Annotated in this window: 14 protein-coding genes; 7 read left to right on the forward strand and 7 right to left on the reverse strand. The window is 66.6% G+C overall.

Annotation, left to right across the window (positions count from 1 at the left end; all coding sequences use genetic code 11):
* Positions 1–63: 63 nt before the first annotated feature.
* Entirely contained in the window at positions 64–966 is a 903-nt protein-coding gene (locus F0U60_RS28430; protein WP_395804175.1) for an IclR family transcriptional regulator, read from the reverse strand.
* Positions 967–1,099: 133 nt separating this feature from the next.
* Positions 1,100–1,984, reverse strand: coding sequence for a hypothetical protein (locus tag F0U60_RS28435; RefSeq protein ID WP_395804177.1), 885 nt, complete (start codon positions 1,982–1,984; stop codon positions 1,100–1,102).
* A gap of 388 nt (positions 1,985–2,372) precedes the next feature.
* Here F0U60_RS28435 and F0U60_RS28440 point away from each other — a divergent pair, with 388 nt between their 5' ends.
* The 4 genes from F0U60_RS28440 to F0U60_RS28455 all read left to right on the forward strand — a co-directional run bounded on the left by F0U60_RS28440 (position 2,373) and on the right by F0U60_RS28455 (position 12,726).
* Positions 2,373–3,332 (forward strand): transporter, encoded by a 960-nt coding sequence (locus F0U60_RS28440; protein WP_395804179.1) that lies wholly within the window; start codon positions 2,373–2,375, stop codon positions 3,330–3,332.
* 370 nt (positions 3,333–3,702) lie between these two features.
* Positions 3,703–6,312, forward strand: coding sequence for a carbohydrate binding domain-containing protein (locus tag F0U60_RS28445; RefSeq protein ID WP_395804181.1), 2,610 nt, complete (start codon positions 3,703–3,705; stop codon positions 6,310–6,312).
* A gap of 181 nt (positions 6,313–6,493) precedes the next feature.
* Positions 6,494–10,987, forward strand: coding sequence for a discoidin domain-containing protein (locus tag F0U60_RS28450; protein ID WP_395804183.1), 4,494 nt, complete (start codon positions 6,494–6,496; stop codon positions 10,985–10,987).
* A 176-nt stretch (positions 10,988–11,163) separates the two neighbouring features.
* Positions 11,164–12,726 carry a phytase gene (locus F0U60_RS28455; protein ID WP_395804185.1) on the forward strand — a complete coding sequence of 521 codons (1,563 nt, stop codon included), beginning with the start codon at positions 11,164–11,166 and terminating at the stop codon, positions 12,724–12,726.
* Between the two features lie 84 nt (positions 12,727–12,810).
* Here F0U60_RS28455 and F0U60_RS28460 read toward each other — a convergent pair whose 3' ends face one another.
* From F0U60_RS28460 to F0U60_RS28470, 3 genes are all read right to left on the reverse strand, one after another.
* On the reverse strand, positions 12,811–13,311 hold the full coding sequence (locus F0U60_RS28460; protein ID WP_395804187.1) for a DUF3060 domain-containing protein: 501 nt from the start codon (positions 13,309–13,311) through the stop codon (positions 12,811–12,813).
* Positions 13,312–13,441: 130 nt separating this feature from the next.
* On the reverse strand, positions 13,442–15,718 hold the full coding sequence (locus F0U60_RS28465; protein ID WP_395804189.1) for a heavy metal translocating P-type ATPase: 2,277 nt from the start codon (positions 15,716–15,718) through the stop codon (positions 13,442–13,444).
* 1 nt (position 15,719) lies between these two features.
* A complete protein-coding gene (locus F0U60_RS28470) occupies positions 15,720–16,124 on the reverse strand; it encodes a hypothetical protein (protein ID WP_395804191.1) in 405 nt (134 codons plus the stop codon).
* 191 nt (positions 16,125–16,315) lie between these two features.
* Here F0U60_RS28470 and F0U60_RS28475 point away from each other — a divergent pair, with 191 nt between their 5' ends.
* Positions 16,316–18,268 carry a permease gene (locus F0U60_RS28475; protein ID WP_395804193.1) on the forward strand — a complete coding sequence of 651 codons (1,953 nt, stop codon included), beginning with the start codon at positions 16,316–16,318 and terminating at the stop codon, positions 18,266–18,268.
* Between the two features lie 4 nt (positions 18,269–18,272).
* On the opposite strand, the gene F0U60_RS28480 is transcribed toward F0U60_RS28475, so the two are convergent.
* Entirely contained in the window at positions 18,273–19,859 is a 1,587-nt protein-coding gene (locus F0U60_RS28480) for a cellulose binding domain-containing protein (protein ID WP_395804195.1), read from the reverse strand.
* A 387-nt stretch (positions 19,860–20,246) separates the two neighbouring features.
* Here F0U60_RS28480 and ppdK point away from each other — a divergent pair, with 387 nt between their 5' ends.
* Positions 20,247–23,054: a pyruvate, phosphate dikinase gene (ppdK, locus tag F0U60_RS28485; RefSeq protein ID WP_395804197.1), complete on the forward strand. Its 2,808-nt coding sequence runs from the start codon at positions 20,247–20,249 to the stop codon at positions 23,052–23,054.
* 66 nt (positions 23,055–23,120) lie between these two features.
* On the opposite strand, the gene F0U60_RS28490 is transcribed toward ppdK, so the two are convergent.
* A complete protein-coding gene (locus tag F0U60_RS28490) occupies positions 23,121–25,163 on the reverse strand; it encodes a hypothetical protein (protein WP_395804199.1) in 2,043 nt (680 codons plus the stop codon).
* A 273-nt stretch (positions 25,164–25,436) separates the two neighbouring features.
* Here F0U60_RS28490 and F0U60_RS28495 point away from each other — a divergent pair, with 273 nt between their 5' ends.
* Positions 25,437–26,009 (forward strand): tRNA-uridine aminocarboxypropyltransferase, encoded by a 573-nt coding sequence (locus F0U60_RS28495; protein ID WP_395804202.1) that lies wholly within the window; start codon positions 25,437–25,439, stop codon positions 26,007–26,009.
* Positions 26,010–26,028: the final 19 nt, after the last annotated feature.

Consider the following 26,028-nt stretch of genomic DNA (forward strand, 5'->3'; position numbering starts at 1 on the left):
ACGGGGGACGGAGGTCCTGCGAGACGGGAGCTCCGTGCAGCACACAGAGCTCCTTGCCTGGACCTACGCTCCGCCTTCGCCCTGACCGTGAAGGCGGGCACCTGGCTGCGCCTCGCAGCGGTGCTGCAGACTCTCCTCGACACCGCGGACAAGGTTCACCAGACGGGGACCGAGCTCACCCATGAGCCGCTCGCGAGGCAGCTGGGAAGCTGGGCCGCCGCAGTTGAACGCCAGGATTTGACCCCCATCGGGCGGGATGAGGGCGACGCCCACTGCATTCACATCCGAGGTCCATTCGCCGATGGAGAGCGTGAACCCATAGGTCCGGTACTCCTCGAGAGCCTGCTCGATGCCGGCGCGGAGGCGTGGCCACTGATCCGGGTCCTGCCTGGCGATGCGCTCCATCATGACACGTTGTTCCAACTCGGGCAGGGCGGCGAGCAGCGCTCGCCCCATGGCCGTGGTCGCCAGCGGGATGCGCGAGCCGACGTCGAGGCGCACGGTCACCGCTGAGTTGGAGCGGCAGTGCTCGACGTACACCATGCTGAGCCTGTCCCGGGTGCCCAGGGAGACCATGGCGTTGACCTCGTCGGCCATCTCCTGCATCAGGGGTCTGGCCAGCTGGCGAGCGTTCATGCTGGAGAGCGCCGCGTAGCCCAGGGACAGCACCCCCGTGCCGAGCTGGTACTTCCCCAGACGCTCCGAGTATTTGAGATAGCCGAGTCGGGTCAGGGTATGGGTCAGGCGGGAGATGGTCGGCTTGGGAAGGCCCGTTCTGGCCGCGAGCTCCCGGTTCCCAAGCAGCGGGGTGTGAGGCGTGAACGCACGGAGCACCTCAAGTCCGCGCGCCAGCGCCGTCACAAACTGGCGGTCCTTGGCCTCTTCCTCATCGGGATCGTGCAGGAGCCCCACATCGGAGACCGCGGAGTCCTGCAGGGGCAAGGGGAGGTCGGAGAAACGGAGCATGGACGTCCTAGAAGTCCTGGAATTTACAGGTATCAGGACAATAGGTGCCCCAAACACGTCAGGTCAACGTGGGCGGAACCCAGTTTCGCATAGTGGGCGGAACTCCGTTTCGCATAGCGAAACACTCCGCTCGCTATGGCTGGGTGAACTGCGTCAGCCAGTTCAGGTTGGTCCTCAATGACCAGCCGTAGGTGCCCGTGCGCCACTTCTGGTCCAGGGTGAGGCCAATGCAGGTTCCCTGACGCATGTAGCAGTGGTCGGCACTCCCATCCGAGGCCTCGGAGTTCTCCACGATATACCAGCCGCTGTTGTTGCTGCGGAAGCAGGAGGTCGCCAACGGACACGACAGCCCCGTCATCTCCTGAACCTGGCCGCGCACGGTGAGCTCGGTCGAGCCCATGAACGCGTCGTTCTCTCCATTCACAACCCGGAGCCGGTCGCTCGGCAGCGCACGGTTGCCGTTGGCGACGCAGGAGCGAAGGTCGTAGATGGAATACTCAACCCCCGCTCCCAGCCCATAGGCGGCCTGCACCCGGCTGTCATAATTCTTGGCCAGGATGGCCATGATGGACCCTTGGCTGAAGCCGGCCACGACAACGCCCTTGGAACAATCCGCCTTGGCGCGCGAACAGATCGTGTTGATGGCGCTGGTCGATCGGCTCGAATCGAAGATGCACCTGGCACGGCTCTCCAGCGTGGAGCAGGAGCCAAAGGTGGCGTTGTCATACTCGACGGTGGCCGCGACATAGCCACGGCTCGCCATCTCCTCGACGGCGGCCAGTGCCGAGGCGTGGTCGTACCCCTCCGTGGTGCCCACCGTATAGATGAACACCGGGTATCTGCTCTGTGAGGACAAGGGCTCCCTGCCCCTGATGCTGTACGACGTGCCACAGATAGCGCCGCTACCGCCCCTATACGTCGCCGTGAAGCTGGTCAGACTCTGGGCCAGGGCGGAGGTGCTCCACGCCATGGACAAGAGCAGCGCAACGAGGATCCTCGAACCTGCCGTCGCTTTCATGACTTCTCCCTTTGCCCGGAGGGGGCTAGACCGCATTCCCAGGCAATCACACACACTACCGATGAAAAACAGAAAATCAAGCCAACACATTCAAGCATCTCATTGCCATGCAAGCCGTTTCACCATGCGAAACAGCTCTGTCATTCACAGCTCATTTCGCCATGCGAAACAGCCCCATCACTCTCAGCTCATTTCGCTATGCGAAATGAGACCCCAGCGACAGGAGGTTCGGCGCTCGGAAGGAGCCGCAGCACCAGTGTCTCGGCAATATTTGCATGGTCTTGGCTGGCGGGTTGCGTCATGCCAACGCGCTATGAGCTCGGATAGGGATTCATGGGTATCCTGGAGCTCCCGCTACCTGCGGAACCAGCAAGGAACGACCCGGACCATGATGAACAACCCCTCCAAGACCGCGCAGCGCGGTCACGGCATACCGCTCCTGATCTCTTGCGTGCTGGCCCTCTTCTTTTTGCTGCCGCAGAGGGCGCTCGCACAAACAGATGCGCGAGACTACGAGGCCGGTATCTACCTGCCTTCGAAGACCCTGATGCTCAACACCTACTTGCGCTACTCGTCCACGTCGGACCAGCAGCTCGCCTCGCAAGCCACGATGGTGCTGCGCGGAACCTACCTGCTCAAGTACGGCAACATCGGCATGGCGCCCATCGATCTCATCTTCGCTGCCACGAACGTGAACATCACGAGCGCGGCGACGGGCGGCCAGCAGGTCGGTATGACGGGCATCTCCGACCTGATCTACGCCCCGACCTTCGGGCTTGGCTTCAACGAGCAATCGGACCACCCCACGGCCGTGGCGAGCACCGTGTACGTGACCATTCCCGTCGGCGACTACGACCCGAATCGAGGCCCACTCAATATCGGGCAGAACCGCTGGATCTTCCGGCCTCAGCTCTCGATCTACCAGCGGTACAAGATCCTCACCGCGCAGCTTGTCGGGAACGTGGGCTTCTCCACGACGAATGACGACTTCCGCCTCAACGTGGCCCCCGCGGGCACTCCCCCGACACTGGTCCAGTTCCAGAACAGCCGCGAGCTGTCCTACAGCTTCGAGGGACACCTGGCGGTCGACCTCTCCAAGAGCTTCTACCTCGCCCTCTCCTACTTTCTGACAGCCAACGGGAGGCAGAACCTCAGGGCCGATCTGGGCGGGCAGCAGCTCAACCTCGTCCTGACGGAGAAACAGACCGTCCAGAGCGTGCGCTTCTCACCGACCATCCGGTTGAATCCCTCGTCACTGCTCATGCTGCAATACCAGAAGGACTTCAGGGCGACCGGTGGCGCCTCCAGGAACCAGTCCTACCAGGTCCGGTTCACCCACTTCTTCTGACGTTGAGCCACCCCTCACGAGAAAGACCCCGGCTCGCCTGATGGCGTCCGGGGTCTTGATGTTTGTGCACTGGAAGACGCCTCCTCTGTCGCGCCTCCTCCGCGCGCGAGGCTGCATGACGTGGCGCGTCTGACAACCCCTGTCGTCTCAGGGACTTCGGGCTTCGTAGGACCTCGTCGTCGTCCCAACCTGGGCCGTCAGGAAGCATCAAATCGAATCGTTTCGATTTTCCAGGCCGCCTCCAGCCCGCCGCGTCGCGTCAACACTTTCTCGTTCCCCGGGGCGAGGGATTGGTATAAAAATTTCCTTTTCCTCGTTTTACTTCTTCTTCTCGTATTGCGTACTCAGGCGACGTGGAAAGGTTCAGGGAATGAAACGAAGCAGGAGCTCGTCCTGGAAGCAGTTCGCGGTGGCAGGTGGTTTCTGGGCCGTGGGAGTCATCGCGGGAGTAGGCTGCGCGGTGGCCACCAGCGAGGAGGCCATGGACCCCACGGAGCCCGGGTATGAGGCGTCACTGGAGTCCTACGGCTCCAGGACACTCACCATCGGAGGACAGACCTTCGGACTGACGTGGGAGGATGACTTTGGTGGCGACCTGAACAAGGGCCAGCCCAAGTCCTATCTCAACACCCAAAACTGGACCAAGGAGAACCTGGGCGTCAACTTCGAGCAGCAGGCATATACGAACCGGGAGTGTCCCAACAATCCCAACAATTGGAACTACTGTGTCGAGAACGGCAAGCTGACGCTGCTGGCGCGGCAGGAGCCGTTGGACTGCGTGGTCTGGCAGCAGTGCACCAGCACCAGCCAATGCGGCACCAACGGCACGTGCGCGTCCACCGGCTACTGCGTCTACGACCAGAACAAGAACGGCGTCTACGATCACGACGAGTGCGCGCCGTTCAATGGCACGGCCAACGCGCCGACCAACGGGACGAAGTACACCTCGGGTCGCATCAAGAGCGACGAGAAGGTCGAGTACCGCTACGGCTACATCGAGTTCCGCGCGCGCATGCCCTTCGCGGATCTGCCCGCCGGGGCCACGCCGCCCAATGGCATGTGGCCCGCCATCTGGCTGCTCGGCGCCAATGGCGCCATCACCAACGGTGGCCGTGATGACAGCTCGACCTGGCCCATGAATGGCGAGATCGACATCATGGAGTACACGCAGATCAAGGAGAACAAGGCCCTCTACCCGTCCAACGAGGCCATGGGCTACAACGTGCTGTGGCGCGAGTTCCCCGAGGCGGGTGAGCTGGCGGCCAACCCCGGCGGATGGGAGCCCAACGCGTGCAGCTCCTGGCCCAACAACGGTGACGCCAAGTGCGATGGGGACGTGGGCGGCGCGCGAGCCACCTGGAACGGCAAGACGATCGACTACCACCAGTGGCACACCTGGGGCTTCCTCTGGGACGAGAACGGCTTCAAGATCTACATCGACAACATGCCGCAGAACGGCGGTCAGCCGGTGGGCACGTTCTCCATTGGTGACGGCGCGACCGAGTTCCGCCAGCCGATGTACCTGATCCTCAACAACGCCGTGGGAGGCGAGCTGGGCTGCCTGGGTTGGAAGGACCGTGCCTGCACCTCCAGCGCGCAGTGCGCCAACGGCGCGGCGTGCACGAATGGCAAGTGCCAGGAGACGGCGGCCTCGTGCATCAACATCGACTGGGCGGCCCATGGTGACAAGGCCAAGCTCGAGGTGGACTACATCCGCTGGTACCACCGCAACTCGGGCTATGCGCAGGCGCCCCGGGCCTCGTGCCAGGACATCGACGGCAACGGCGTGCCCGACAACCTCATCCGCAACTGCGGCTTCAACGAGGACTTCACCTACCACCGCGCCGACCTGTTCTTCGACGGTGGCGCGGGCCTCACCGAGGTCATCAACGAGGGCGGGACGCGCGGCTACGTGCAGTGGGTGCGCGTGGACAACGGCGGCTGGGCGAACCACAGCGTGCAGGTGCGGCAGGAGGGCTTCCAGCTCCAGGCCGGCACCTCGTACAAGTGGAAGGTGGACCTGAAGTCGAACGCGGCGCGCACGGTGCCCATCAAGATCGTCCAGGCGCACGATCCGTGGACGGCCATCGCCACCTTCAACTGCAACGTGGGCACCTCGTGGACCACGTGCACCGGGCCCAACTTCACCGCGCCCGCTACGGACACCTACAAGTTCGAGCTCTCCCTGGGTGGCTCCGCCTACACCGGCGCGCAGCTCTACCTGGACGACATGTACCTCGGCACCACGACCAACGCCTGCCAGCCGGACTGCACGGGCAAGCTGTGTGGGAGCGACGGCTGCGGTGGCTCCTGCGGCGCGTGCCGCACCGGAACGACCTGCGGCAGCTGGGGCCAGTGTGTGGCGTCCGGCGGCACCTGCACGCCCTCGTGCTCGGGCAAGGTGTGCGGCAGCGATGGTTGCGGCGGCACCTGCGGCACCTGCGCCACCGGGCAGACGTGCAACAGCTCGGGCCAGTGCACCAGCACCTGCACGCCGTCGTGCTCGGGCAAGGTGTGCGGCAGCAACGGCTGCGGCGGCACCTGCGGCACCTGCGGCACCGGGACGACGTGCAACAGCTCGGGCCAGTGCGTCGGCACGGGCCCCACGCCCGTGCGCCTGGAGGCGGAGAACGCCACGCTGACGGGCTGCTTCGCCGAGGCCGGCGGTGACAGCGGTGGCAAGGTCGTCGCCTTCGAGGGCAATGACACCATCTGCTGGAGCAACGTGAACATGTCTGGCATCACCTCCGCGACGGCTCACGTGGGCGCGCCGTACACCGGTGGCCAGGCGCAGCTGAAGTTCAATGGCACGGTGCTCGGCACGTTCACCATGAGCACGGCGAGCGGGGGCTGGAGCAGCCCGAGCCTGACGAACCTCACCACGGCGGTCTCCGCGAGCGGCACGGGCACGCTGTGCCTGGCGGGCCTGACCCACCCGAACGGCTGGGTCTTCTCGGTCGACTACCTCGACCTGAAGTAGCAGTCCCCCAGGATGTCGCGAGGGCCCCTTCCGGTACTGTCCGCCGGACGGGGTCCTTCGTTCATCCGGGTTGTCGTTGTCGGTTGTTGCCTGCTGTCTGGATGTCCTTGTTCCGGCTGTCATTGCCTGGCTGTGGCTGTCTGACATTCTTCAACCGCTTCTCCCCTCCCCCACCCCCTCCATGAATCCCATCCACTCCCTCTTCCAGGGCGCACGCGGCGCCTGGACACGGTGGGCGTCTGCCTGCGCGAGCCTGGTGCTCGTGGGCATGACGGCTGCCTGGCCCGTCGCCGCGCAAGCGCAAACCCTCACCAACCTCGCCCTCGGCAAGCCCGTCACGGTGTCTTCGTCGGAAAGCGTGTTCACAGGTCCCTCCGCGGTCGACGGCGATCCCGGAACCCGCTGGGGCAGCGGCTTCTCCGACAACGAATGGATCTCCATCGACCTCGGATCGGCCGTGACGATCAGCCGCGTGGTCCTCAACTGGGAGAGCGCCTACGGCAAGAGCTACAAGCTCGAGGTTTCCAACGACGGATCGAACTGGTCGACCCTGAGCACCGTCACCAACGGTGATGGGGGCATCGACGAGCTGACTGTATCCGGCTCGGGCCGCTACATCCGGATGCTCGGACAGCTCCGGGCCCTCACCGGCTACGGCTATTCGTTGTGGGAGTTCGAGGTGTATGGCGAGGGTGGGCCGACGGCGAACACGGACCTCGCCCGGGGCCGTCCCGCCACGGCCACGAGCATCGAGAACAACGACGTCAACCTCGGGCCTTCCTTCGCCTTCGACGGCAACGCCAACACGCGCTGGTCCTCCGGCGCGTCGGATCCTCAGTCGATCCGTGTCGATTTGGGCTCGTCCCAGCAGCTGGGCAAGGTGGTGCTCGACTGGGAAAACGCCTATGGCAAGGCATACACCATTGATGGCTCCAACGACGACGCCACCTGGACGACCCTGGCCACCATCACCGATGGCGCGGCGGGCCGCCGGGAGATTCCCGTGTCGGGCACGTACCGCTACGTGCGCATGCGCGGCACGACGCGCGGCATCACGGCCTATGGCTACTCGCTCTGGTCCTTCGAGGTCTACAAGCCCGGTGGCACCCAGCAGCCTCCCATCCAGACGACCAACCAGACCGTCAAGCTGGTCTTCCCCGACCTGGCCTACGCGAAGGTGAGCATCTCGCCCACGCCGCTGGCCGTGTCACCCGTTCCAGAAGAAGGCCTCGCGACCCCCTCCGTGCGCAACCCGGCGAAGGTGGTCACCTACTCCGTGACCTTCCCGCCGAACACCACGGTGACGATGTCCAAGAACCAGTTCTCCCCCACCCAGCCCAACACCGACATCCGCCTGGTGGTCACGGACTTCACGGGCACCACCCAGCGCGCGCAGTCCGTCACCGCGCTCGCGGTGCAGGACGCCGTGTGGCAGGTGGAGATCTACAGCACCGGAACCACCGACCCTGGCAATCCCTCCGGCCCCATCATCCCCGACCCGTACGTGAAGGTGGCCCCTCCGGCGACAACCGGCTCGTTCGCGGTGACCGCGCCCGCCAATGGCGCGATGATCACCAACACCCGCCGCCCCACGTTCCAATGGGCCGCCGTCACCGGCGCCACAAATTACAAGCTCTTCGTCAACATCACCCGGAATGACTACGACTGGATGGCGCCCGGTGACCTGATCAACCGCTTCAGCGAAGTGGGCTCCACCACCGGCACCTCGCTCACCCTCAACCAGGACCTGGTCGATCGCTGGACCTACAAGTGGTACGTCGTCGCCACGCTCGCGAGCGGGGCCACCAGCCGCTCGGACCTGCGCACCTTCAGCGTCTACATTCCGGAGGTCGAGACCGTCGCGGATGGGGTGCCGGTCATCAACGGCATGCGCGACCTGAACAAGAACGGCACCATCGAGCCGTACGAGGATTGGCGCAACCCGATCGCCACGCGCGTCAACGATCTGATGAGCCGGATGACGCGGCACCAGAAGGCGATGCAGTTGTTCTTCAATGCCAAGGAGTACCCCGAGGCGGGCTTCACCATGGGTCCGCTGGCGCCGGAGGACATCGTCGCCTTCCAGAAGGCCTCCGCGGCCACGCCGCTGGGCATCCCCTACATCGACGCGGGTGACTCCATTCACGGCTTCAAGACGAGCTGGCCCACCCAGCCCGGTCTGGTCGCCACGCGCGACCCACAGCTCGCCTATGAAATGGGAGACATCCAGCGGCGCGAGCAGCTGGCCGTGGGAAGCCGCGGCACCCTGTCCCCCCTGGCCGAGGTGGGCACGAAGATCCTCTACCCGCGCATCCAGGAAGGCAGTGGCGAGGACGCGGACGTGGCGGCGGGCTTCACGCGCGCCCTCATCGCCGGTCTGCAGGGTGGCCCCGAGGTGAATCCTCACTCCGTCTGGGTCACCACCAAGCACTGGCCGAGCCAGGGCGCCGGTGGCGAGGGCGGCATCACCTACGACGGCACCACCATCCACTACCACATGCGTCCGTGGCACGCCGCGCTCGAGGCAGGCACCAGCGGCATCATGCCCGGCTACGCCGGCAGCAAGCTCCTGGCCCCGGGTCAGTGGGGCGCGGGCGACAGCCCCGGCATCATCAACTACCTGCGCCAGAACATGGGCTACACGGGCGTCATCTGCACGGACTGGCTGCCCGCGGGCGATCCCTGGGTCCGCTCGCTCATGGCCGGTTCCGACGTGATGGGCGGCGCCGACCCCGGACAGATGGGTGACTTCGAGAGCCGCGTCACCGATGCCCGCATCAACGAGTCCGCCCGCCGCGTCCTCGAGCTGAAGTTCCGGCTCGGCCTGTTCGAGGACCCCTATCGCAAGGGTCTCGCGGGAACCGCCGAGTGGCACACGGCCAACAACAAGAACGCGGCCCGCCTGGCCGCCCAGGAGTCGATGACCCTGCTCAAGAACGACGGCGCCCTGCCGCTGCGCATGGGCGCGGGCTCCTCGCTCGTCGTCGCCGGCCCGCGCGCCGACGACCCGTCCTGCATGGTCACGTGGCGCTCGGACTTCCACAACACGGAGTTCGGGGCTCTGACCATCTACCAGGCCATCAAGCAGCGCGCCGAGGCAGCGGGCATCACGGTGTACAAGGACGCAGCCCCCGCGGGAGTCACCCCGAGCGCGGCCATCGTGGTGGTGGGCGAGAGCTACTTCACGCACGGCACCGCATGGGACAAGGAGAAGCCCTACATCCCGGGTGACCCGGCGGGTCCTCCGCACACCGCCTTCTCCAGGCCGGACGAGCCCCGCGATCACTACGGCATCATCACCCGCTTCAAGTCGCAGAACATCCCGACGACCACGGTGGTCGTCCTGCCCCGGCCCTACATCCTCACCAACGTGGCGCCGCAGAGCAACGCGCTGGTGGTCGTCTACCGGCCCGGAGACCTGGGTGGCGTGGCGCTGGCGGACGTGCTGTTCGGCGACGTGCTGCCCCGGGGCAAGCTGCCGTGGGATCTGCCGCGCTCGCTGGATCAGATCGGCACGGACGTGGAGACCGACCAGAAGGAGCGTTGGGATCTGCCGTTCGACCTCGGGGCCACCGAGGCCGAGCGCGCCGCCATCCGCGACCGGATCGCCAAGGGTCTGCCCGTGCAGCCCATCTATGGCAACCCGTTCTACCGCTACGGCGACGGCATCCAGGGCTTCGGGCTGACCGACTCCACGCCGCCCACGACGTTCACCCTGCAGACGCCCGCGAACGGAACCACCATCACCGGCACGCGGCCTCCGTTCTCGTGGACGGCGAGCAGCGATCCGCAGACGGGCATCCAGCACTACGAGCTCTTCATCGACGGTCAGGCCGTGCTGGGGAGCAGGACGAAGGCCACCTCCGCCGCGCTCGAGGGATTGAAGCTCTCCAACGGCCAGCACACCTGGTACGTGAAGGCCACCAACTGGGCCAACGTGACCACCACCTCGGCCACGTTCACGTTCACCCTCAATGACACCACGCCTCCCGCGGCCTTCTCCGCGCTCATTCCGGCGGCGGGCTCGTCGGTTCCCGGGAGCTCGACGCAGTTCATCTGGGAGCGCACGAACGACGTGGGCGCGGGCGTCGCCCAGTACATCCTCACCGTGGACGGCACGGACCGCACTCCCGCGATCACCGCCGGTGCCTACACGGCCCCGACCGTCAACCTGGCGCGCGGCCGCAACGTCACCGCCACCTCCAACGAGTTCGGCAGCGCCAACGACGCGGTGGATGGAAACCCCGCCACGCGCTGGGCCAGCCGTTCGGACACCGCCAGCCCGGATACCGAGTCCATCACCGTCGATCTCGGCGCCGTCTATTCAATCAAGCGCGTGGTGCTCAACTGGGAGGCCGCGTACGGCTCCCAGTACGTGGTGGAGACCTCGCTCGATGGCACCACCTGGAAGCCGCTCTACACGGAGACCGCTGGCAACGGCGGCATCGATGACCTCTCCAATCTGAGCGGGGTGGGCCAGTTCGTACGGATGCGTGGCGTGAAGCGCTCCACGCAGTTTGGCTACTCGCTGTGGGAGTTCGAGGTGTATGGCCTGGCCACGCATCAGACCTCGCTGACCGGGCTGGCGGCCGGAAGCCACACCTGGCGCGTGCGCGCTGTGGACGGAGCCAACAACAGCACGCAGTCCAACGGCCCCATCTCGTTCACGAAGTAGCTCTAGCGAGTAGCACTTTCCGAAAAGGTGAAAACAAGGGGGCGGCTCCGCGAGGGGCCGCCCCTTTCGACGTGGTGCCCCCGTTGTTGACGGCTTTGTTGCTCAAGCGCCACGCAGGCTCCTCCAACATGCGCCGCCCGCGCTGCATGGGCAGCGCATCCACCGCAGAGGAGTCCATGTTCGGAAAGCGTTGTGTCCTGGGAAGCGCCTCGCTGGCGCTCGTGCTGGTTCCGCTCGCGTCGAACGCCGAGCTGCCCGTCATTCCTCCACGTGCCGAGACCCCCGTCTTGCACCGGTACGACGATGCGCCGCGCACCCCGGACTCGGATGACCCGGCCATCTGGGTCCACCCGAGTCGTCCGGAGCGGGGCCTCGTCATTGGTGTGCTCAAGGAGGCCGGCCTTCAGGTCTATGATCTGAACGGACGGGTGGTGCAGACCGTTCTCCCGCCGAACCGTCCAGCGCTCTCGGCCCAGGATCCCATCGCTCCCGGGCCACAGCCCGAAGCGGGGACCTCCGCGTGCCCGGAGAGCGAGGACGGCGAGACGTTCGGACGCTTCAACAACGTGGACATCCAGTATGGCTTTCCGCTGCGCGGCACGGATGGTCGGGTCCGGAAGGTGGATCTCGCGGTGGTGACGGACCGCGGTTGTGACCGGCTTCGCATCTATGCCATTGAGCCCGGACGCGCGGGCGGACCGCTGTTCGATGTCACCGCGCGCACGGCAGCGCGCGTCTTTCCGGAGCGCTACGTGCAGCCTTCACCCTTCCAGCCCACGGGTGAGGCGGTGGGCTTGCAGCCGAATCCGCTGGATGACCAGAGCACGGCCTACGGGCTCGGGCTGTACCGCGACCCGTCCGATCGCTTTCACGCGTTCGTGACGCAGCGCAGCCGCAGTGTCGTGGCCTGGCTTGAGTTGTACGAGGCGGGCACGGATCAGGTCGGCTACCGGAAGGTGCGCGAGTTCCGTTTCAACCCGCGCTTCTCCCTTCCCTCGCCGGATGGCCACGGACAGCTGTTGTGGTCGCCCTGCCGTGAGGAGCCGGCGGAGGATCCGCAACTCGAAGGGCTCGTGGTGGACCAGCAGGAGGGCATTCTCTACGCGGCGCAGGAAGTGGTGGGGCTGTGGAAGGTGCCGCTCACCGTGTCGCTCCCGCGTGTGGTGGACGTCCCGCCGAGCCGTCTCATCGATCCGGTGAAGTCCTTCGGCGCCCCGTACTGGGCCGTCCCGGATGAGGACGAATACACCTGCGAGCTGGAGGCTCCGGCTCCGATGCCCGAGGGAACCATTGCCGTACCGGGCAACCCCTCCGTGGGTGGCAAGCACCTGAAGGCGGATGTCGAGGGGCTCGCGCTGTACTACACGGAGGACAAGGAGGGCTATCTCCTCGTCTCCAGCCAGGGCGATGACACGCTCCACATCTACGACCGCGAGGGGGGATGGACGCGCGAGCGCGGCAACCGCCATCTCGGAAGCTTCCGCGTGGAAGGCGTGGGCGAGACGGACGGCCATGACGTGGTGAACGTGCCCATGGGCGCCAACTTCCCGCGGGGGCTCGTCGTCCTTCAGACGGGCAAGGCCTCGCCCCCAGCGAACACCGACCCGGTGAATGGCTACGAGTATGACGGCTCGACGCAGTTCAAACTCGTGCGCTGGGACGACATCGCGGAGGCGGTCCCTCCTGGCTTCAAGGTCGAGACGAAGGAGTACGATCCTCGCGACCCGCACGATGATTGAGCGGCGCTGAAGCAACCCCTGCATCCCGAGGGCTCCGGACCCACGTCTTTCGTGCAGCCCGGAGCCCTGTTTCGTCAACCGAGCTCAGCGCGCCTGCGTCACCTTGTTGTCGACGCCCAGGCGGTTCACCTTGGGCTTCTTGGCGCCCACCGCCCGCTTCCAGGTGATCTCGTTCTCGCTGCCCGTCACGTTGATGGCGGCGACGGCCTCCACCTTCACCTTGTTGCTGGAGCCATTCACACTCACGCTCTTGCACTCACCCGTCAGCGTGATCTCGTTGTCACTGCCGCTGATATTCACCTCGGTCTTCGGCGAGCAGCGATGCGTCTCCTGGCTGCTGGAGCCCGCGATCTCGAGCTGCGCGCCAGCGGTCGCGCCCTCGCCATTGCCCTCCGCTCGCACCTCGGCGCCGACCTGCGAATTCACCTCGGCCCCGTCAGTCGTCACCGAGGCGTTGCCCGCCTTCACCTCGACCTGGCCGTTCTTGCCCACCTTCACGGATGCCTGCGCCGCGGCCATGCCCGAAGCCAGCAGAAGGCTCGAGACCACACCCGACAACACCGCACCACGAACGAACTTCGACATTGCACCCCTCCCTGTGATGTCTCGGAGGCCGGGGAGGGCCTCCGCTGGGGGCGCAATCAACACGGACCTTGAGCGGAGTGCAATGGGGAGGGCTACCGGAGGGCGTGGGCGGGACCCTTGGAACTCCCATTCACGGCTGGCCTTCCGGTAGTGCCGGCTGGTAGCGCATCAACCGGAGCGAGTTGAGCACCACGATCTGCGTGCTCAGGTTGTGCATGATGGCCGCCATCACCGGGTTGAGCAGGCCCAGCGCGCCAATGGCCACACCGCCCGAGTTGACCACCACGGACACAGCGTAGTTCTGCTGGATGACACGGAGCGTCCGGCGTCCGAGCGACAGCACGTCCACCACCCCGCGCAAATCATTGGAGGCCAGGGCAATGTCCGCGGCCTCGACGGCCACGTCGCTGCCGGCGGTGTCCAGCGCGATGCCCACATTGGCCAGCGCGAGCGCGGGAGCATCGTTGATGCCGTCACCCACCATGGCCACCCGGGCCCCCTCGTCGCGCAACTGGCGGACGAGGGCATACTTGTCGTCCGGCAGAAGGTTCGCTTTCACCTCGTCGATGCCCAGGTGGCGGGCCACCACGGCGGCACTCGTGGCAGCGTCTCCCGTCAGCATGAGGATGCGACGGATACCCGAGGCCCGCAGGCCCTTGATGGCCTCGGCGGCTTCGGGCCGAACTGTGTCGGCCACGCCCACCACGCCGACAGCCCTGTCGTTCACCGCGACGCAGATGGCGGTGTCGCCGCTGCGCTGGAATTCCTCCACCTCGCGGTCGAGCGCCTCCGTCACAGGAACCTCGTGCTCGCGCAGCAGCCGGCGGCTGCCCACCAGAATCCGGTTTCCCGCCAGGTCCGCCCGCATGCCCCGGCCCACCACCACCTCGCAGTTGGTGTGCTCTGGCACCTTCATCTCCCGCTCGCTGGTGTACTGAAGCACCGCCAGCGCCAGCGGGTGCTGGCTGTGCAGCTCGCCACTGGCTGCAACAGTGACCACGTCCAGCGGCGGGTACTCCGGGTCCAACGAGACAACGCGCGTCACCCGTGGCGTCCCCACGGTGAGCGTCCCCGTCTTGTCGAAGACGATGGTGTCCAGCGAGCCCGCCTCCTCGAGGTAGGCACCACCCTTGATGAGGATGCCGCGCCGGGCCGCGTTGCCAATGGTGGCGGTGACGGCGGTAGGCGTGGCGAGACCGGCAGCGCACGGGCAGGCCACCACCAGCATGGTCAGGGCCCGGCGGTAGTCCCCGGTGAGCAGCAGCACCAGGCCAGACATGGCGAAGGACCACGGCACAAAGCGGCTGCTGAAGCGTTCACCCACGAGCTCGATGGGGGCCTGGTGCTCGCGCGCCTCCTCCACCCGCTGGATGAGCCGCCCCATGGCCGTCTGGTTGCCCAGGCGCGTCGCCTTCACCTGAAGGCTGCCCGCCACCAACAGCGTGCCGGCGTAGATCTCGTCTCCCGAAGACTTCATCACCGGGAGGCTCTCACCCGTGATGGGCGCCTGGTTGACGGTGCCGTTGCCGCTCAGCACGGTGCCGTCCACAGCCACCTTCTGGCCCTCGTAGAAGGCCACCGTCTGCCCTACCTGCACCTCGCTCAGCGGACGCTTCACCTCGGTGCCATCCACCACCACGAAGACCGTGTCCTCGCCCAGCGACAGCAGCTCTTCGATCGCCTGGCGCGAGCGCCGCAACGTGAGGAAGCGGAGGTACTCGCCCAGGTTGAGCAACCAGATGACGACCAGCGCCGGCACGTTTTCGCGCAGCACGAGGCTGGCGATGGTGGCCACCGTCACCAGGGTGTCCGTGTCGATATGGCTCGGCTGCCCCAGGCTGCGCACGCCCCCCTTGAAGAAGGGGTAGCCCGTCACGAGCGTCACCAGGCCCGCCACCGTCTTCAGAGGTCCCGAAACAGGTGCGTCGCGCCGGCCCACCAGCAGCTTCTTGGCCAAGACCAGCGTCAGCACCGCCCCGCCGATCATCAACCGGAGGATGTGTCCCCGCTCGACCGCATCACTCTCCTCCGGGGTGAGCTCGTAGGGGTTGTCATGGTGGTGATGGTGGCCCGGAACGCCTTCGGTGTCGGTGTGCTTGCCCGACAACTCATGCACGTGGGGTGTGCCCCGCGACTGCGACGCCTCCGGGGGCGGCTCCGGGCGTGACGCGAGCGCCTCCACCGCCTGAGCCAACGCCTCGGTGGGCGGAGCCTCGCCGCGCCAGAGCAACAGGACACCGCCGGTGAGCGGGTTGACTTGCGCCCGCTCCACCCCAGGCAGGCGAGCCACTTCCAGCTCGAGCGCCCGCGCGAGCCGGCTCCGCCCCTTCACCCGCGCCACCCGGTAGCGCGTGCGTCCCGGAATGTCCGACAGCACCTCCACGCGTCGCGCTCCGGCCACCGCCATCTCAGCTCTCCTTCTTGGGAGGAGTCGGGACGGGATGGACGTGCCCGTGATCGTGCCCGTGGTGGTGGTGGCCGTGCGGCTCTCCCTCCTCGCCCATCTCGTGGCGCGCCTCCGCGACCACATCCTCGAAGTGCTCTCGCGTCTGCTCGGCCACCTGAGACAGCCAACGGCCCGTCCGGATGCCTCCCTTCACGGCCGTCCGCAACACAGGCCGGAAGGCCTTCGCCATGGGCCCTCCCGCGGCCCCCATGACCGCCGCCAGCGCGAAGCCCAGGCCAAAGCCCGTGAGCCCACTGACGCCCCGGCGGGGGACAGCTTCTCTCCCCCCTGACTCCACCTCCACACCCTCATCCCCCTTTACCCGAGCCCTCATCACCCTTGCCTTGGCCCTTGACCCTTCGGCCATGTCCCTCTCCTTTCATCCCACTCTGGTCGAGATAGGGCGGTGTTCTTCACCCGACAACCTATCGCTTGAGCGCCAGGCCGATACCCGCTCCAGAAAGCACGAGAATTCAAAGACTTGGAACGCAATTGAGTTGCAGATACAACCCCAGGGCAAACCTCTCGGTTTTGTCCTAGAATGCGAGGATGACCCCGATGACGCTCCCCCTGAGTCTGGCGGCGTGGGTGATGGCCCCCTTTGTCGAGTGGTGTGTGAGGGGAAGGCGCCCGGCCACCGCGGCACTGGAGGGCCTCGTCTTCGTCGCGCTGGGCGGCATGGTGCTGGTGCACATCCTTCCACACAGTCTGTCGTTGGCGGGGATGGGAGCGTTGGGGGCGGCGGTGGGAGGGCTCGGACTGGCCCTCGCATTGGGGCGGCGGCTGCCCTCAGCAGCCGGACTGGTGCTGGCAGTGGTGGGGTTGGCGGTGCACGCGGCGCTCGAAGGGCGAGCCCTGTCGATGCACGGCACCGGAAGTGGAGTGCTCGCCCTGCTCGCCGTGGTGCTGCACCGGCTGCCGCTGGGCCTGGGCCTGTGGTGGCTCGTCCGGCCGGTGGTGGGGACCCTGGGCGCCAGTGCGCTGCTGGTGACCGTGGCGCTCGTCGGGGGCATGGGCATGGGCTGGGGCGGGTCGGCGTTCGAACCCGGCCTCCTTAAGGGAGCTGCCCTCATCCAAGCCTTCACCGCTGGCGCCTTCCTCCCCGCCCTCTTCCGGGGACGCGCAGGCAGTGCAGAGGAGCCAGCGCAGCGCCTTGCCGCGGGGCTGGGGGCTATCGCGGCCATCGCGCTGCTGGTGCTCGTCTCCCACGCGCACCCGGTGCTGGGCGCGCAGCCCGGCGAGCTCGGCGCGGGCACCACCTTCCTTCACCTGTCGCTGGAGACAGCACCCGCCCTGCTGGCCGCCTATGTCCTCACCGGCCTCTTCCAGGCCCTGCTTGGCGAGGCCTCGCTGAGCTGGCTCAGTCGCGGCTCTGCTTTGTCACAGGCCTTGCGCGGCAGCATGGTGGGCATGCCGCTGGCGCTGTGCTCGTGTGGGGTGCTGCCCGTGTATCGCGGTCTCATCCGCAAGGGCGTTCCCATCGCCGCCGCGCTGTCCTTCTTGGTGGCCGCGCCGGAGCTGGGCGTAAGCGCCTTCCTTGTCTCCGTGCCGCTGATTGGCTGGCCTCTCACGCTGGCGCGCCTGGGTGGGGCCTTCGCCGTGGCTGTACTCTCCGGCGTCCTCGTGAGCCGCCTGATTCCGGCCTCACAGGTCGCGGCCATGGCCTCCCCGTCCGCGGGCTCCTCCACCCTGCCCCTGCGTCAGCGGCTGGCCCACGGGCTGCGCGAGGGGCTCGTCGAGTCGGTGGATCACACAGCGCCTTGGATTCTCGTAGGGCTGGGGATGGCGGCCCTGGTGGAGCCGCTGCTGGCGGCCGAGTGGCTCTCGAGCCTGCCGCCGGGCTTGGACGTGCCCCTCTTCGCGCTGCTGGGTGTGCCCAGCTTCGTGTGCGCCTCGGGAGCCACGCCGCTGGTGGCGGTGCTGCTCCATAAGGGCCTGTCGCCAGGCGCCGCGCTGGCCTTCCTCATCACGGGGCCCGCCACCAACGTCACCACCTTCGCGGTGATGTCCCGGCTGCACGGGCGCAAGGTGACGCTGGCCTTCGGTGCGGTGGTGGCGCTCAGCTCCATTGGGCTGGGGCTGGCACTCAACATGCTGCTCCCGGCGCAGACGGGCCTGGCCCATCAACCGCAGCACGCGGATCACGAAGGGCTGGTGGAGTGGGTGGGGCTGGTGCTGCTGGGCGCGCTCTTCCTCGCCTCGCTACTGCGGCAGGGCCCGCGTGCATTCCTCACGCAGCTGCTGCCCGGTGGGGATTCTGGCGAAAGCACGGTGCCCACCGGCAACAAGCTGTCGGAGCTGCATGTCCACGGGCCGGCATGTGGCCACGACCACGCTCACCCCAGCTCCGAAGCCCGTGCGCCCCTTCTTCTTCTTCCCCAGGCGCACGTCCACGGTCCTGGCTGTACGCACGAGCACGGTGCCCGCGCGCCCCTCCTCCTGCTCCCCAAGGCGCACGTCCACGGCCCCGAGTGCCAGAACGGCGCGGCCTGCTCCCACAGCAGGCCCTAGCCTTTTACTTCACCGTGTCCTTGCGGGTCGTCGAAGAGGCACGGAAGCCGGCAACCCTCGCGGTAACCTCCGAGGACGACAGGAGGGCGTTCTCGGCGAAGTACACCCAGTCCACATCCTGGTGATACGTCCGCGAGGTGGTCTTGGTCCTGTCCAGCTGATCAAACCAGATATTGAAGTAAATGAACTGGTCTGTCTCGGGGAGGTACTTGAGGTCGCTGTGCGTCGCCAGCAGCACGCCATTGGCGTAATAGCGAATGGACGATTCGGAGACCTGGAGGACGAGTGTCTGCCACTGCGACGCATAGTCTCCATTGACACGGTTCGAAACCTTGTCTGACTGCTGGATGTCGGCTCTCGTGTCCTCCCACGAGGTCATCCAGAGGGTGCTGAGGTTGCCCTGTCCCCAGCCGCCATTGGGCATGTACTCGAAGTCCTGCTCCGAGTAGTTCAGATCATTCTGGACGTACTCGGTGATGGTGAAGAAGGTCTCGACGGGCTTGTCAGCGAAGTAGCGGGTGCCCGACAGCGGGGTGTTGTTGAACTTCACCCGGGCAGCATAGGTGCCGAACTTGAACTTCCTCGCAGTGGAGGAAACCTCGGCCTGCAGCGTGCTCCCAGTCGTGCCGCCCGTGCTCGCCTGGAGTCGCATCAGCTTGTTGCTGGCCGCCGAAGAGTCGGCGACGAAGGACACGTTGGCCGAGCTCCACGGAGCGCCATAGTCCGGCTGAGGCCCAGGGCCCGACCAGTTGGAGTCATTGCGCACGTACCACCAACTCCTGAAGCTGGAGTCGCTGGTACCCGTGTAGCTGAAGTCGTCGAAGAACTCGGTCGTGATCGTTCCGCCGTCACCGACACCACCGTCCCCCACTCCTCCGTCACCGACACCACCATCGCCGACACCGCCGTCACCCACTCCTCCGTCACCGACACCACCATCACCGACACCGCCGTCACCCACTCCTCCGTCACTGCCTCCCGCCGAGGGAGGAGTTCCGCCCCGCAGCCCACCCGTGGGCGTGGAACCGACATCGTGCACGGTGATCCGGCTCCAATCGATGAAGGTGCTGTGGCTGCCGTATGAGTAGTCGTCGGTCTCGTTGGTATTGGCGCCAAACATCACCCCGAGATCGATAGGACTGATCCACGCACCAGGCGCCAAGCTTCCCGCACCACTGGTGAACCGAATCTCAGCGTACCGGTCAGCCCCCGTGTAGGACACAATTCCCGACGACACCGTCAGGTTGGGGCAAGCCGCAGACCCATTCCAATACCAGCATGCGACCGTCGCGTCCGGAGCATTGCCCTTTGTGAACCAGTAGCGCACGACAATGCTGCTCAGGGGAATCGAGGCCGAGGTGTTATTGCGAATCTTGATCTCGGCCTCGAGGATGTCGTCATTCGGGCCGTCGCTGTTTATGTTCTGATACTGCACAGTAAAATCATTCGTCCCGGCGAGGCTCTCTTCAAAGGGGATCACCAGGGACACCACGGAGAGCAGGGTCGCACATGTGCGGCGCAGACCGAAGCTGTGCTGCCAGACTTGCCTACATCGCTCGACAACTCCCAAGCGTTTCCAGCTCGAACTCATGGAGCCTCCCTTTTCAGGAATACATTCTTCACCTGACTAGGTGGTTATCCTGATTTCGATATGACATTGCAAGTAGTGATTTATTTATACTCCAATCAGCACTCACCTCTTGATTGAAACGCAAGAGCTGTTTGCTCAAAAAACAAGAAAGGACGTTCCTGCTTGCACCCGGCAGCGGTCCTCCCCACGAGGCCTGCCAACCCGCTGGGGCGTCGCGCCAGCAAGCGTCCTCTCGTCTTGCGCGACCGATCGCCCCACCCCCAACTTCCAGGGATGGGGCCGCAAGAATTGCGCGCCGGGAGGTGCCGCTCCCTCGGAAACCCTCTGGCGCAGCGAATGCTCTGTGGCTCCCTGCGTGGCTTTCACGCCCTTTGACGGAGCAGCACCATGCCTACTCGTGCCCGGAAGACTCCGCTCCCTCCACCCCGTTCCCTCGCTCGCTCGAGCAGTGCTCGGCTCTCCCGCGCGCCCAAGGGCTCGCGTGCCCGCCCGGCCTCCCGGGAGAAGTGGGTGTACCTCTTCGACGAGGGCCGGGGAGACATGAAGGACCTGCTCGGCGGCAAGGGGGCCAACCTCGCCGAGATGACCCGCATCGGACTGCCGGTACCTCCCGGATTCATCGTCACCACCCAGGCGTGCAATGCCTTCCTCGCCGCGGGCAGCCGCTTCCCCGAGGGACTCTGGGAGCAGGAGCTCACCGCTCTGCGCAAGCTGGAGAAGCGGGCCGGCCGCTCGCTCGGGGATCCGGAGAACCCGCTGCTCGTGTCCTGTCGCTCCGGCGCCAGGTTCTCCATGCCCGGGATGATGGACACCCTCCTCAACATCGGGATGAATGACGCCGTCGCCGAGCGCCTCGCGGCTCGGACGGGCGATGCGCGCTTCGCCTACGACGCCTACCGCCGGCTGGTGCAGATGTTCGGCACCGTCGTGCTCGGCGTGCCCGACGAGCCCTTCGAGCAGGTGCTCGAGCAGCACCGGCGCCAACAGGGCGTGGAGAACGACGCGGCCCTGCCCGCCGAGGACCTGAAGGCCATCACCGAGTCCTTCAAGGCCATCGTCCGCGAGAAGACCGGCCGGGACTTCCCACAGGAGCCCGTGGAGCAGCTCCGGTTGGCCACCGAGGCCGTCTTCCGTAGCTGGAATGGCAAGCGCGCGGTGGACTACCGCAACGCCGCCGGCATCGCGCATGACCTGGGCACGGCGGTGAACATCGTCACCATGGTGTTCGGCAACCGCGGCGAGGACTCGGGCACGGGCGTGGTGACCACGCGCAACGTGTCCACCGGCGAGCGGGAGATGGAAGGAGACTACCTGTCCAACGCCCAGGGCGAGGACGTGGTCTCGGGAACGCGCCCCACCCTGCGCATCTCCGCGCTCAAGGAGTTGCACCCGAAGCTCTATGCCCAGCTCGAGCGGTACTGCCAGAAGCTGGAGCGGCACTTCCGGGACGTGCAGGACGTCGAGTTCACCATCGAGCAGGGCAAGCTCTGGATGCTGCAGACACGCGATGCCAAGCGCACAGCCCAGGCCGCGGTGCGCATCGCGGTGGAGCTGGCCGGAGAGAGGCTCATCAACCGCAAAGAGGCTGTCCTCCGGGTGAAGCCGGAGCAGATCGACTTCTTCCTGCACCCGCAGTTCGCTCCGGCCGACAAGAAGGCGGCTCGGGAGCGGGGAGACCTGCTCGCCACGGGGCTGAACGTGTCGCCGGGCGCGGCCAGCGGTGTGGTGGCCTTCGATGCCGACACCGCCGAGCGCTGGAGCAAGGAGGTCAAGAAGGCCGTCATCATGGTGCGGCCCGAGACGAAGCCGGACGACGTGCACGGCATGCTGGCGGCCCGGGGCATCCTCACCAGCCGCGGCGGGCGCACCAGCCACGCGGCGCTGGTGGCGCGGCAGTTCGGCAAGCCGGCGGTGGTGGGCGTGTCGGCGATGGAGGTGGACTGCGAGAAGCGGCAGCTCACCGTCGCCGGGCGCGTGCTGCACGAGGGCGATACGGTCTCCATCGATGGTACCACCGGCGAGGTCTTCGCGGGCCCGCTCGAGACCGTCATTCCGGACCTGAAGGATCCGCACATCCTGAAGCTGCTGGAGTGGGCCGATAGCTTCCGCAAGCTGGGCGTGTACGCGAACGCGGACTACCCGCGGGACGCGCAGCAGGCCCGGGAGCTCGGCGCGGAGGGCGTCGGGCTGTGCCGCACCGAGCACATGTTCTTCGAAACGGACCGCCTGCCGCACGTGCAACGGATGATCCTCGCGCGCACCGATGAAGAGCGGGACGAGGCGCTCGCGCGGCTGCTGCCCTTCCAGCGGGAGGACTTCCTCGGGCTGTTTCGGGCAATGAACGGCCAGCCCGTCACCATCCGCCTCATTGACCCGCCCTTGCACGAGTTCCTCCCCAGCCACGACGAACTGCTGCACGACGTCACTGAGCTGGAGACCCGGCTGGAGCTGCTGAAGGGCAAGCCCGAGGCGGTTGGGATGGAGGCGACGCTCGCGAGCAAGCGGCGCATGCTGGAGGCGGTGCATTCGATGCGCGAGGCCAACCCCATGCTGGGCCTGCGCGGAGTGCGGCTCGGCATCCACCTGCCGGCGCTCGTGCGCATGCAGGTGCGGGCCCTCTTCGAGGCGGCCTGCCAGTGTGCCCGCGAGGGCGTGCGTGTCTTCCCCAAGGTGATGATTCCGCTCATCGCGCACAGCAACGAGCTGCGCGTGGAGAAGGAGACGCTCGAGGCCGAGGCTCGGGCGGTGATGAAGGAGCGGGGCCTGAAGGTGGCCTACCAGTTCGGGACGATGATCGAGATCCCCCGAGCGGCCCTCACCGCGGATCAGATCGCCCAGGACGCGGAGTTCTTCTCCTTCGGGACGAACGACCTCACGCAGACGACCTATGGCATCTCGCGCGATGACGCCGAGACGGGCTTCCTCAGCGAGTACCTGAGCAAGCGCATCCTCCCGGAGAACCCCTTCGCCACCATCGACCAGCGGGGGGTGGGAGCGCTCATGGAGATGGCGGTGAGGCTCGGCCGCAAGACACGGCCGACGCTGGATATCGGCATCTGCGGCGAGCACGGCGGTGACCCGAAGACGATCGCCTTCTGCCACCGCATCGGGCTCGACTACGTGTCCTGCTCGCCGTACCGGGTGCCCATCGCGCGCCTGGCCGCGGCCCACGCCGCGCTCGCCACCGCGCCGTAGCTCACGGAGCAGGAGCCAACGCAGCGGGCCGAGTGTTGAGCCCGCCGCAGCAGGTCCTCCCCCTCGTCACGGGCACTCGGGAGATACGCCGTTCCCGCTGATGGTGACGGAGCCAGGCACGGGCGAGAGCTGCCCGAGCAGTCCCTTGGCCAGACAGGTGGACAACCCGGTGTTGTCCGTGATGGTCAATGAGGACACGTACTTGAGCGCGGGCAGCTCCAACGAGCTGAGCATCGGGTTGCGGGAGACCTCCAGATACTCCACCCTGGACAACCGCATCAGATTGCGGAGCGAGCGCAGTTGGGGGTTGTCGCGGATGTCGAGTGCATGAAGCTCTGTCAGTCCCTCCTGACCCAACAGCAAGATCATCGCGGCGTTGCGCGCGACATAGACGCCGCCCCCCACGGCGCGCAGACGGAGGAAGCCCGCGTCCACCAGGACTGCGTTGTCGGTCAGGCGCAGATCTCCGCCAATAGAAAGCAGGTTGTCGAGGAAGAAGAAACTCCACACCTTGTCGTTGTCGACGAAGGAGAAGCTCCCGCCCACCTGTAAGAGGGCATCCAGGCGGAGTGCCTCCAACGCGGCGAGCCCCTCCAGGGTCAGGTCTCCCCCGACGACCCGCAGCAGCTCAAAACCAAGCAGGTAGCTCAGCACCGGGTTGCGCTGGAGGACGAGGCTGCCCGGCAGGAACTCCACCCGCTCCACCTCGAACCGATAGAGGCTCGGATTGTCCATCACGTAGATGCCATCCCCCGCCCCCTCCAGGTGGGTGACGAACTCCGAGAGCTTGGGGTTTTGCGACACCGTCAGCCGGCCGCCGATGAAACGCGGCCCCCTGGGCCAGGAGTCGATGAGCGAGCCCCACCCGGACGTGAGCGAGGCGTTGCGTGTCACGGACACAGTCCCGTCGATGCGGGAGACGTATTCCAACCCAGAGAGCGACCCCAGCGCCGCGTTGTCCTCCACCGAGACGTTGCCGGAGATCCGTGTCGGATCGCGACCCAACCGGACATGACCGAGGAGCGGATTGTGGGAGAGGATGACGTCGCCGCCGAGCACTCCACCGCCGAAGATGGAAACCGAGGTGAGCACGGGGTTCTGATGCACGAGGAAGATGTTCCTGATGCTCTGGATCCTCGCCCAGAACTGCGTCAGCTTCGGGTTGTCGTGGATCGACACGGCCCCGTCGACGAACCACAGGTCCGGCAGATCGATCTGCTCCACCTCGGCGCCCACGATCTGCAGGCTGCCCCGGATGCGGCTCGCGCCCTGCAGTGCCACCACGTCCGCCGCCGTGAGGATCTTGTAGTCACCGTAGTACGTCCAGCCGGGCTGCTTCTCCGCGCACACCGTCTTCCGGGTCGTCACCTCGGCGTCGTCCAGGACGCCGTCGCGATTCACATCCGCACCCGCGAGCACGTGGGTGCCGCCCTCCTCGCACTGCGCGTTGGAGGAGAACGTCACCGTCTTGACCAGCACGGACTCGGGCGCCTCGCCGCACACGTACGACGTCGTCTCCACCTCGCCGTCACCCAGCGCACCATCCTCGTTCGTATCCGGGCCGGCCTGCACGGCCACTCCTCCATCGGCGCAGTTCGTCCCAACGGGCTCGGCCTTCGTGCGCAGCAACACGGCCACGGGCTCGGACTGACAGCTATGGAAGGAGCGCTGCACCTCCGCGTCGTCCAACGTCCCGTTGCGGTTGGTGTCCGCTCCGGCGCGCACGAAGAATCCCCCGGCCGCGCAGGCGGGCCCCGGGGCATCGGGCGTCTGCGTCACCAGGACGGATGGAGCGGGCTCGGGCTCGTTCTGGCAGACGTACTCGGTGGACCGCACCTCGCCTGCCTCAAGCTCGCCGTTCCCATTCGTATCGGCCCCGGCCTCCACCCGGACGCCTCCGGCCTTGCAGGGCGTGCCCGGCGCCACGTTCTCCCGCCGCACCAGCACCGAGGGAGCGGGCGCCGGCGTGTCCCGGCAGACGTACTCGGTGGACTCGACCTCCGCATCGAGCAACTGGCCGTCGCCATTCCGATCGACCCCCCGGTGGATGGCCTTTCCTCCGAAGCCGCAGGACGCGCCGGCTGGCTCCTCCTCGACGCGCATGAGCACGGATTGCTCCTGCACCGGTGCTCCGCAAGCCGCCCAGACCACGGCACACAATCCAACCCATCGGAAATCTTTCACGATATCCCCCTCGCAAAGGCGCCGGCCCGCCATGAAAAAACGAGGCTCCTTGTGAGGCACCGCCCCCCTGCTCGTCAACACATACACCGATCGTTCGAGCTGCTCGTCCGTGCCCACAGAAGGTAGAAGCCCACAGTGCGGCGAGGCCACGAACGAACACTTCTCTTCCCGTGGCTCCCGGAACAGGATGCCCGAAGGATGTCTCCCCGCGTCTTCCTCCGGCCCCGCTGTGACCGCTGCAACCTTCCGCAGCACCTGTGCCTGTGTGCCGAGCTCCCCCGGGTGGAGACGCGCACCCGTATCCTCCTCCTTCAGCACGTGGTGGAGACCTGGAAGAAGAGCAACACCGGGCGGCTGGCTGCGCTGGCCCTCGCGAATTCCCAGCTGCTCACCTATGGGGCACAGGACGAGTCCCTCGACACCGCCCTGCTCTCCGAGCCCGGCACCTGGCTGCTCTACCCCGATGGCCCCACCTCACCGCCGGACGCCCCCGCGCCGAAGCAACTGGTGGTACTGGACGCGAGCTGGTCGCAGGCCCGGCGGATGACCCAGCGGATCCCCGCGCTGCGGACGCTCCCCCGGTTGGTGCTGCCACCGCCCTCGCCCGGGATGCTCCGGCTCCGCGAGCCCACGCACCCGTCAGGCATGTCCACCCTGGATGCGATCGCCCGCGCGGTGGCGATGCTCGAGGGACCGGAAGCGGCGGCACCACTGGAGCGGCTGGCCGCGCTTCGAGTGCAACGGATCGCCGACTGCGGGACGCTGATGTAGTCCCAGGCGGCCTTCCACG

It is taken from the genome of Archangium minus (genome assembly GCF_044360475.1).
GTDB classification, from domain to species: domain Bacteria; phylum Myxococcota; class Myxococcia; order Myxococcales; family Myxococcaceae; genus Archangium; species Archangium minus.

What these genes read in the sequence shown, in the direction of transcription:
- F0U60_RS28430 (WP_395804175.1), bottom strand. Translation starts at nt 966, where the DNA reads ATGCTCCGTTTCTCCGACCTCCCCTTGCCCCTGCAGGACTCCGCGGTC.
- F0U60_RS28435 (WP_395804177.1), bottom strand. Translation starts at nt 1,984, where the DNA reads ATGAAAGCGACGGCAGGTTCGAGGATCCTCGTTGCGCTGCTCTTGTCC.
- F0U60_RS28440 (WP_395804179.1), top strand. Translation starts at nt 2,373, where the DNA reads ATGATGAACAACCCCTCCAAGACCGCGCAGCGCGGTCACGGCATACCG.
- F0U60_RS28445 (WP_395804181.1), top strand. Translation starts at nt 3,703, where the DNA reads ATGAAACGAAGCAGGAGCTCGTCCTGGAAGCAGTTCGCGGTGGCAGGT.
- F0U60_RS28450 (WP_395804183.1), top strand. Translation starts at nt 6,494, where the DNA reads ATGAATCCCATCCACTCCCTCTTCCAGGGCGCACGCGGCGCCTGGACA.
- F0U60_RS28455 (WP_395804185.1), top strand. Translation starts at nt 11,164, where the DNA reads ATGTTCGGAAAGCGTTGTGTCCTGGGAAGCGCCTCGCTGGCGCTCGTG.
- F0U60_RS28460 (WP_395804187.1), bottom strand. Translation starts at nt 13,311, where the DNA reads ATGTCGAAGTTCGTTCGTGGTGCGGTGTTGTCGGGTGTGGTCTCGAGC.
- F0U60_RS28465 (WP_395804189.1), bottom strand. Translation starts at nt 15,718, where the DNA reads ATGGCGGTGGCCGGAGCGCGACGCGTGGAGGTGCTGTCGGACATTCCG.
- F0U60_RS28470 (WP_395804191.1), bottom strand. Translation starts at nt 16,124, where the DNA reads ATGGCCGAAGGGTCAAGGGCCAAGGCAAGGGTGATGAGGGCTCGGGTA.
- F0U60_RS28475 (WP_395804193.1), top strand. Translation starts at nt 16,316, where the DNA reads ATGACGCTCCCCCTGAGTCTGGCGGCGTGGGTGATGGCCCCCTTTGTC.
- F0U60_RS28480 (WP_395804195.1), bottom strand. Translation starts at nt 19,859, where the DNA reads ATGAGTTCGAGCTGGAAACGCTTGGGAGTTGTCGAGCGATGTAGGCAA.
- ppdK (WP_395804197.1), top strand. Translation starts at nt 20,247, where the DNA reads ATGCCTACTCGTGCCCGGAAGACTCCGCTCCCTCCACCCCGTTCCCTC.
- F0U60_RS28495 (WP_395804202.1), top strand. Translation starts at nt 25,437, where the DNA reads ATGTCTCCCCGCGTCTTCCTCCGGCCCCGCTGTGACCGCTGCAACCTT.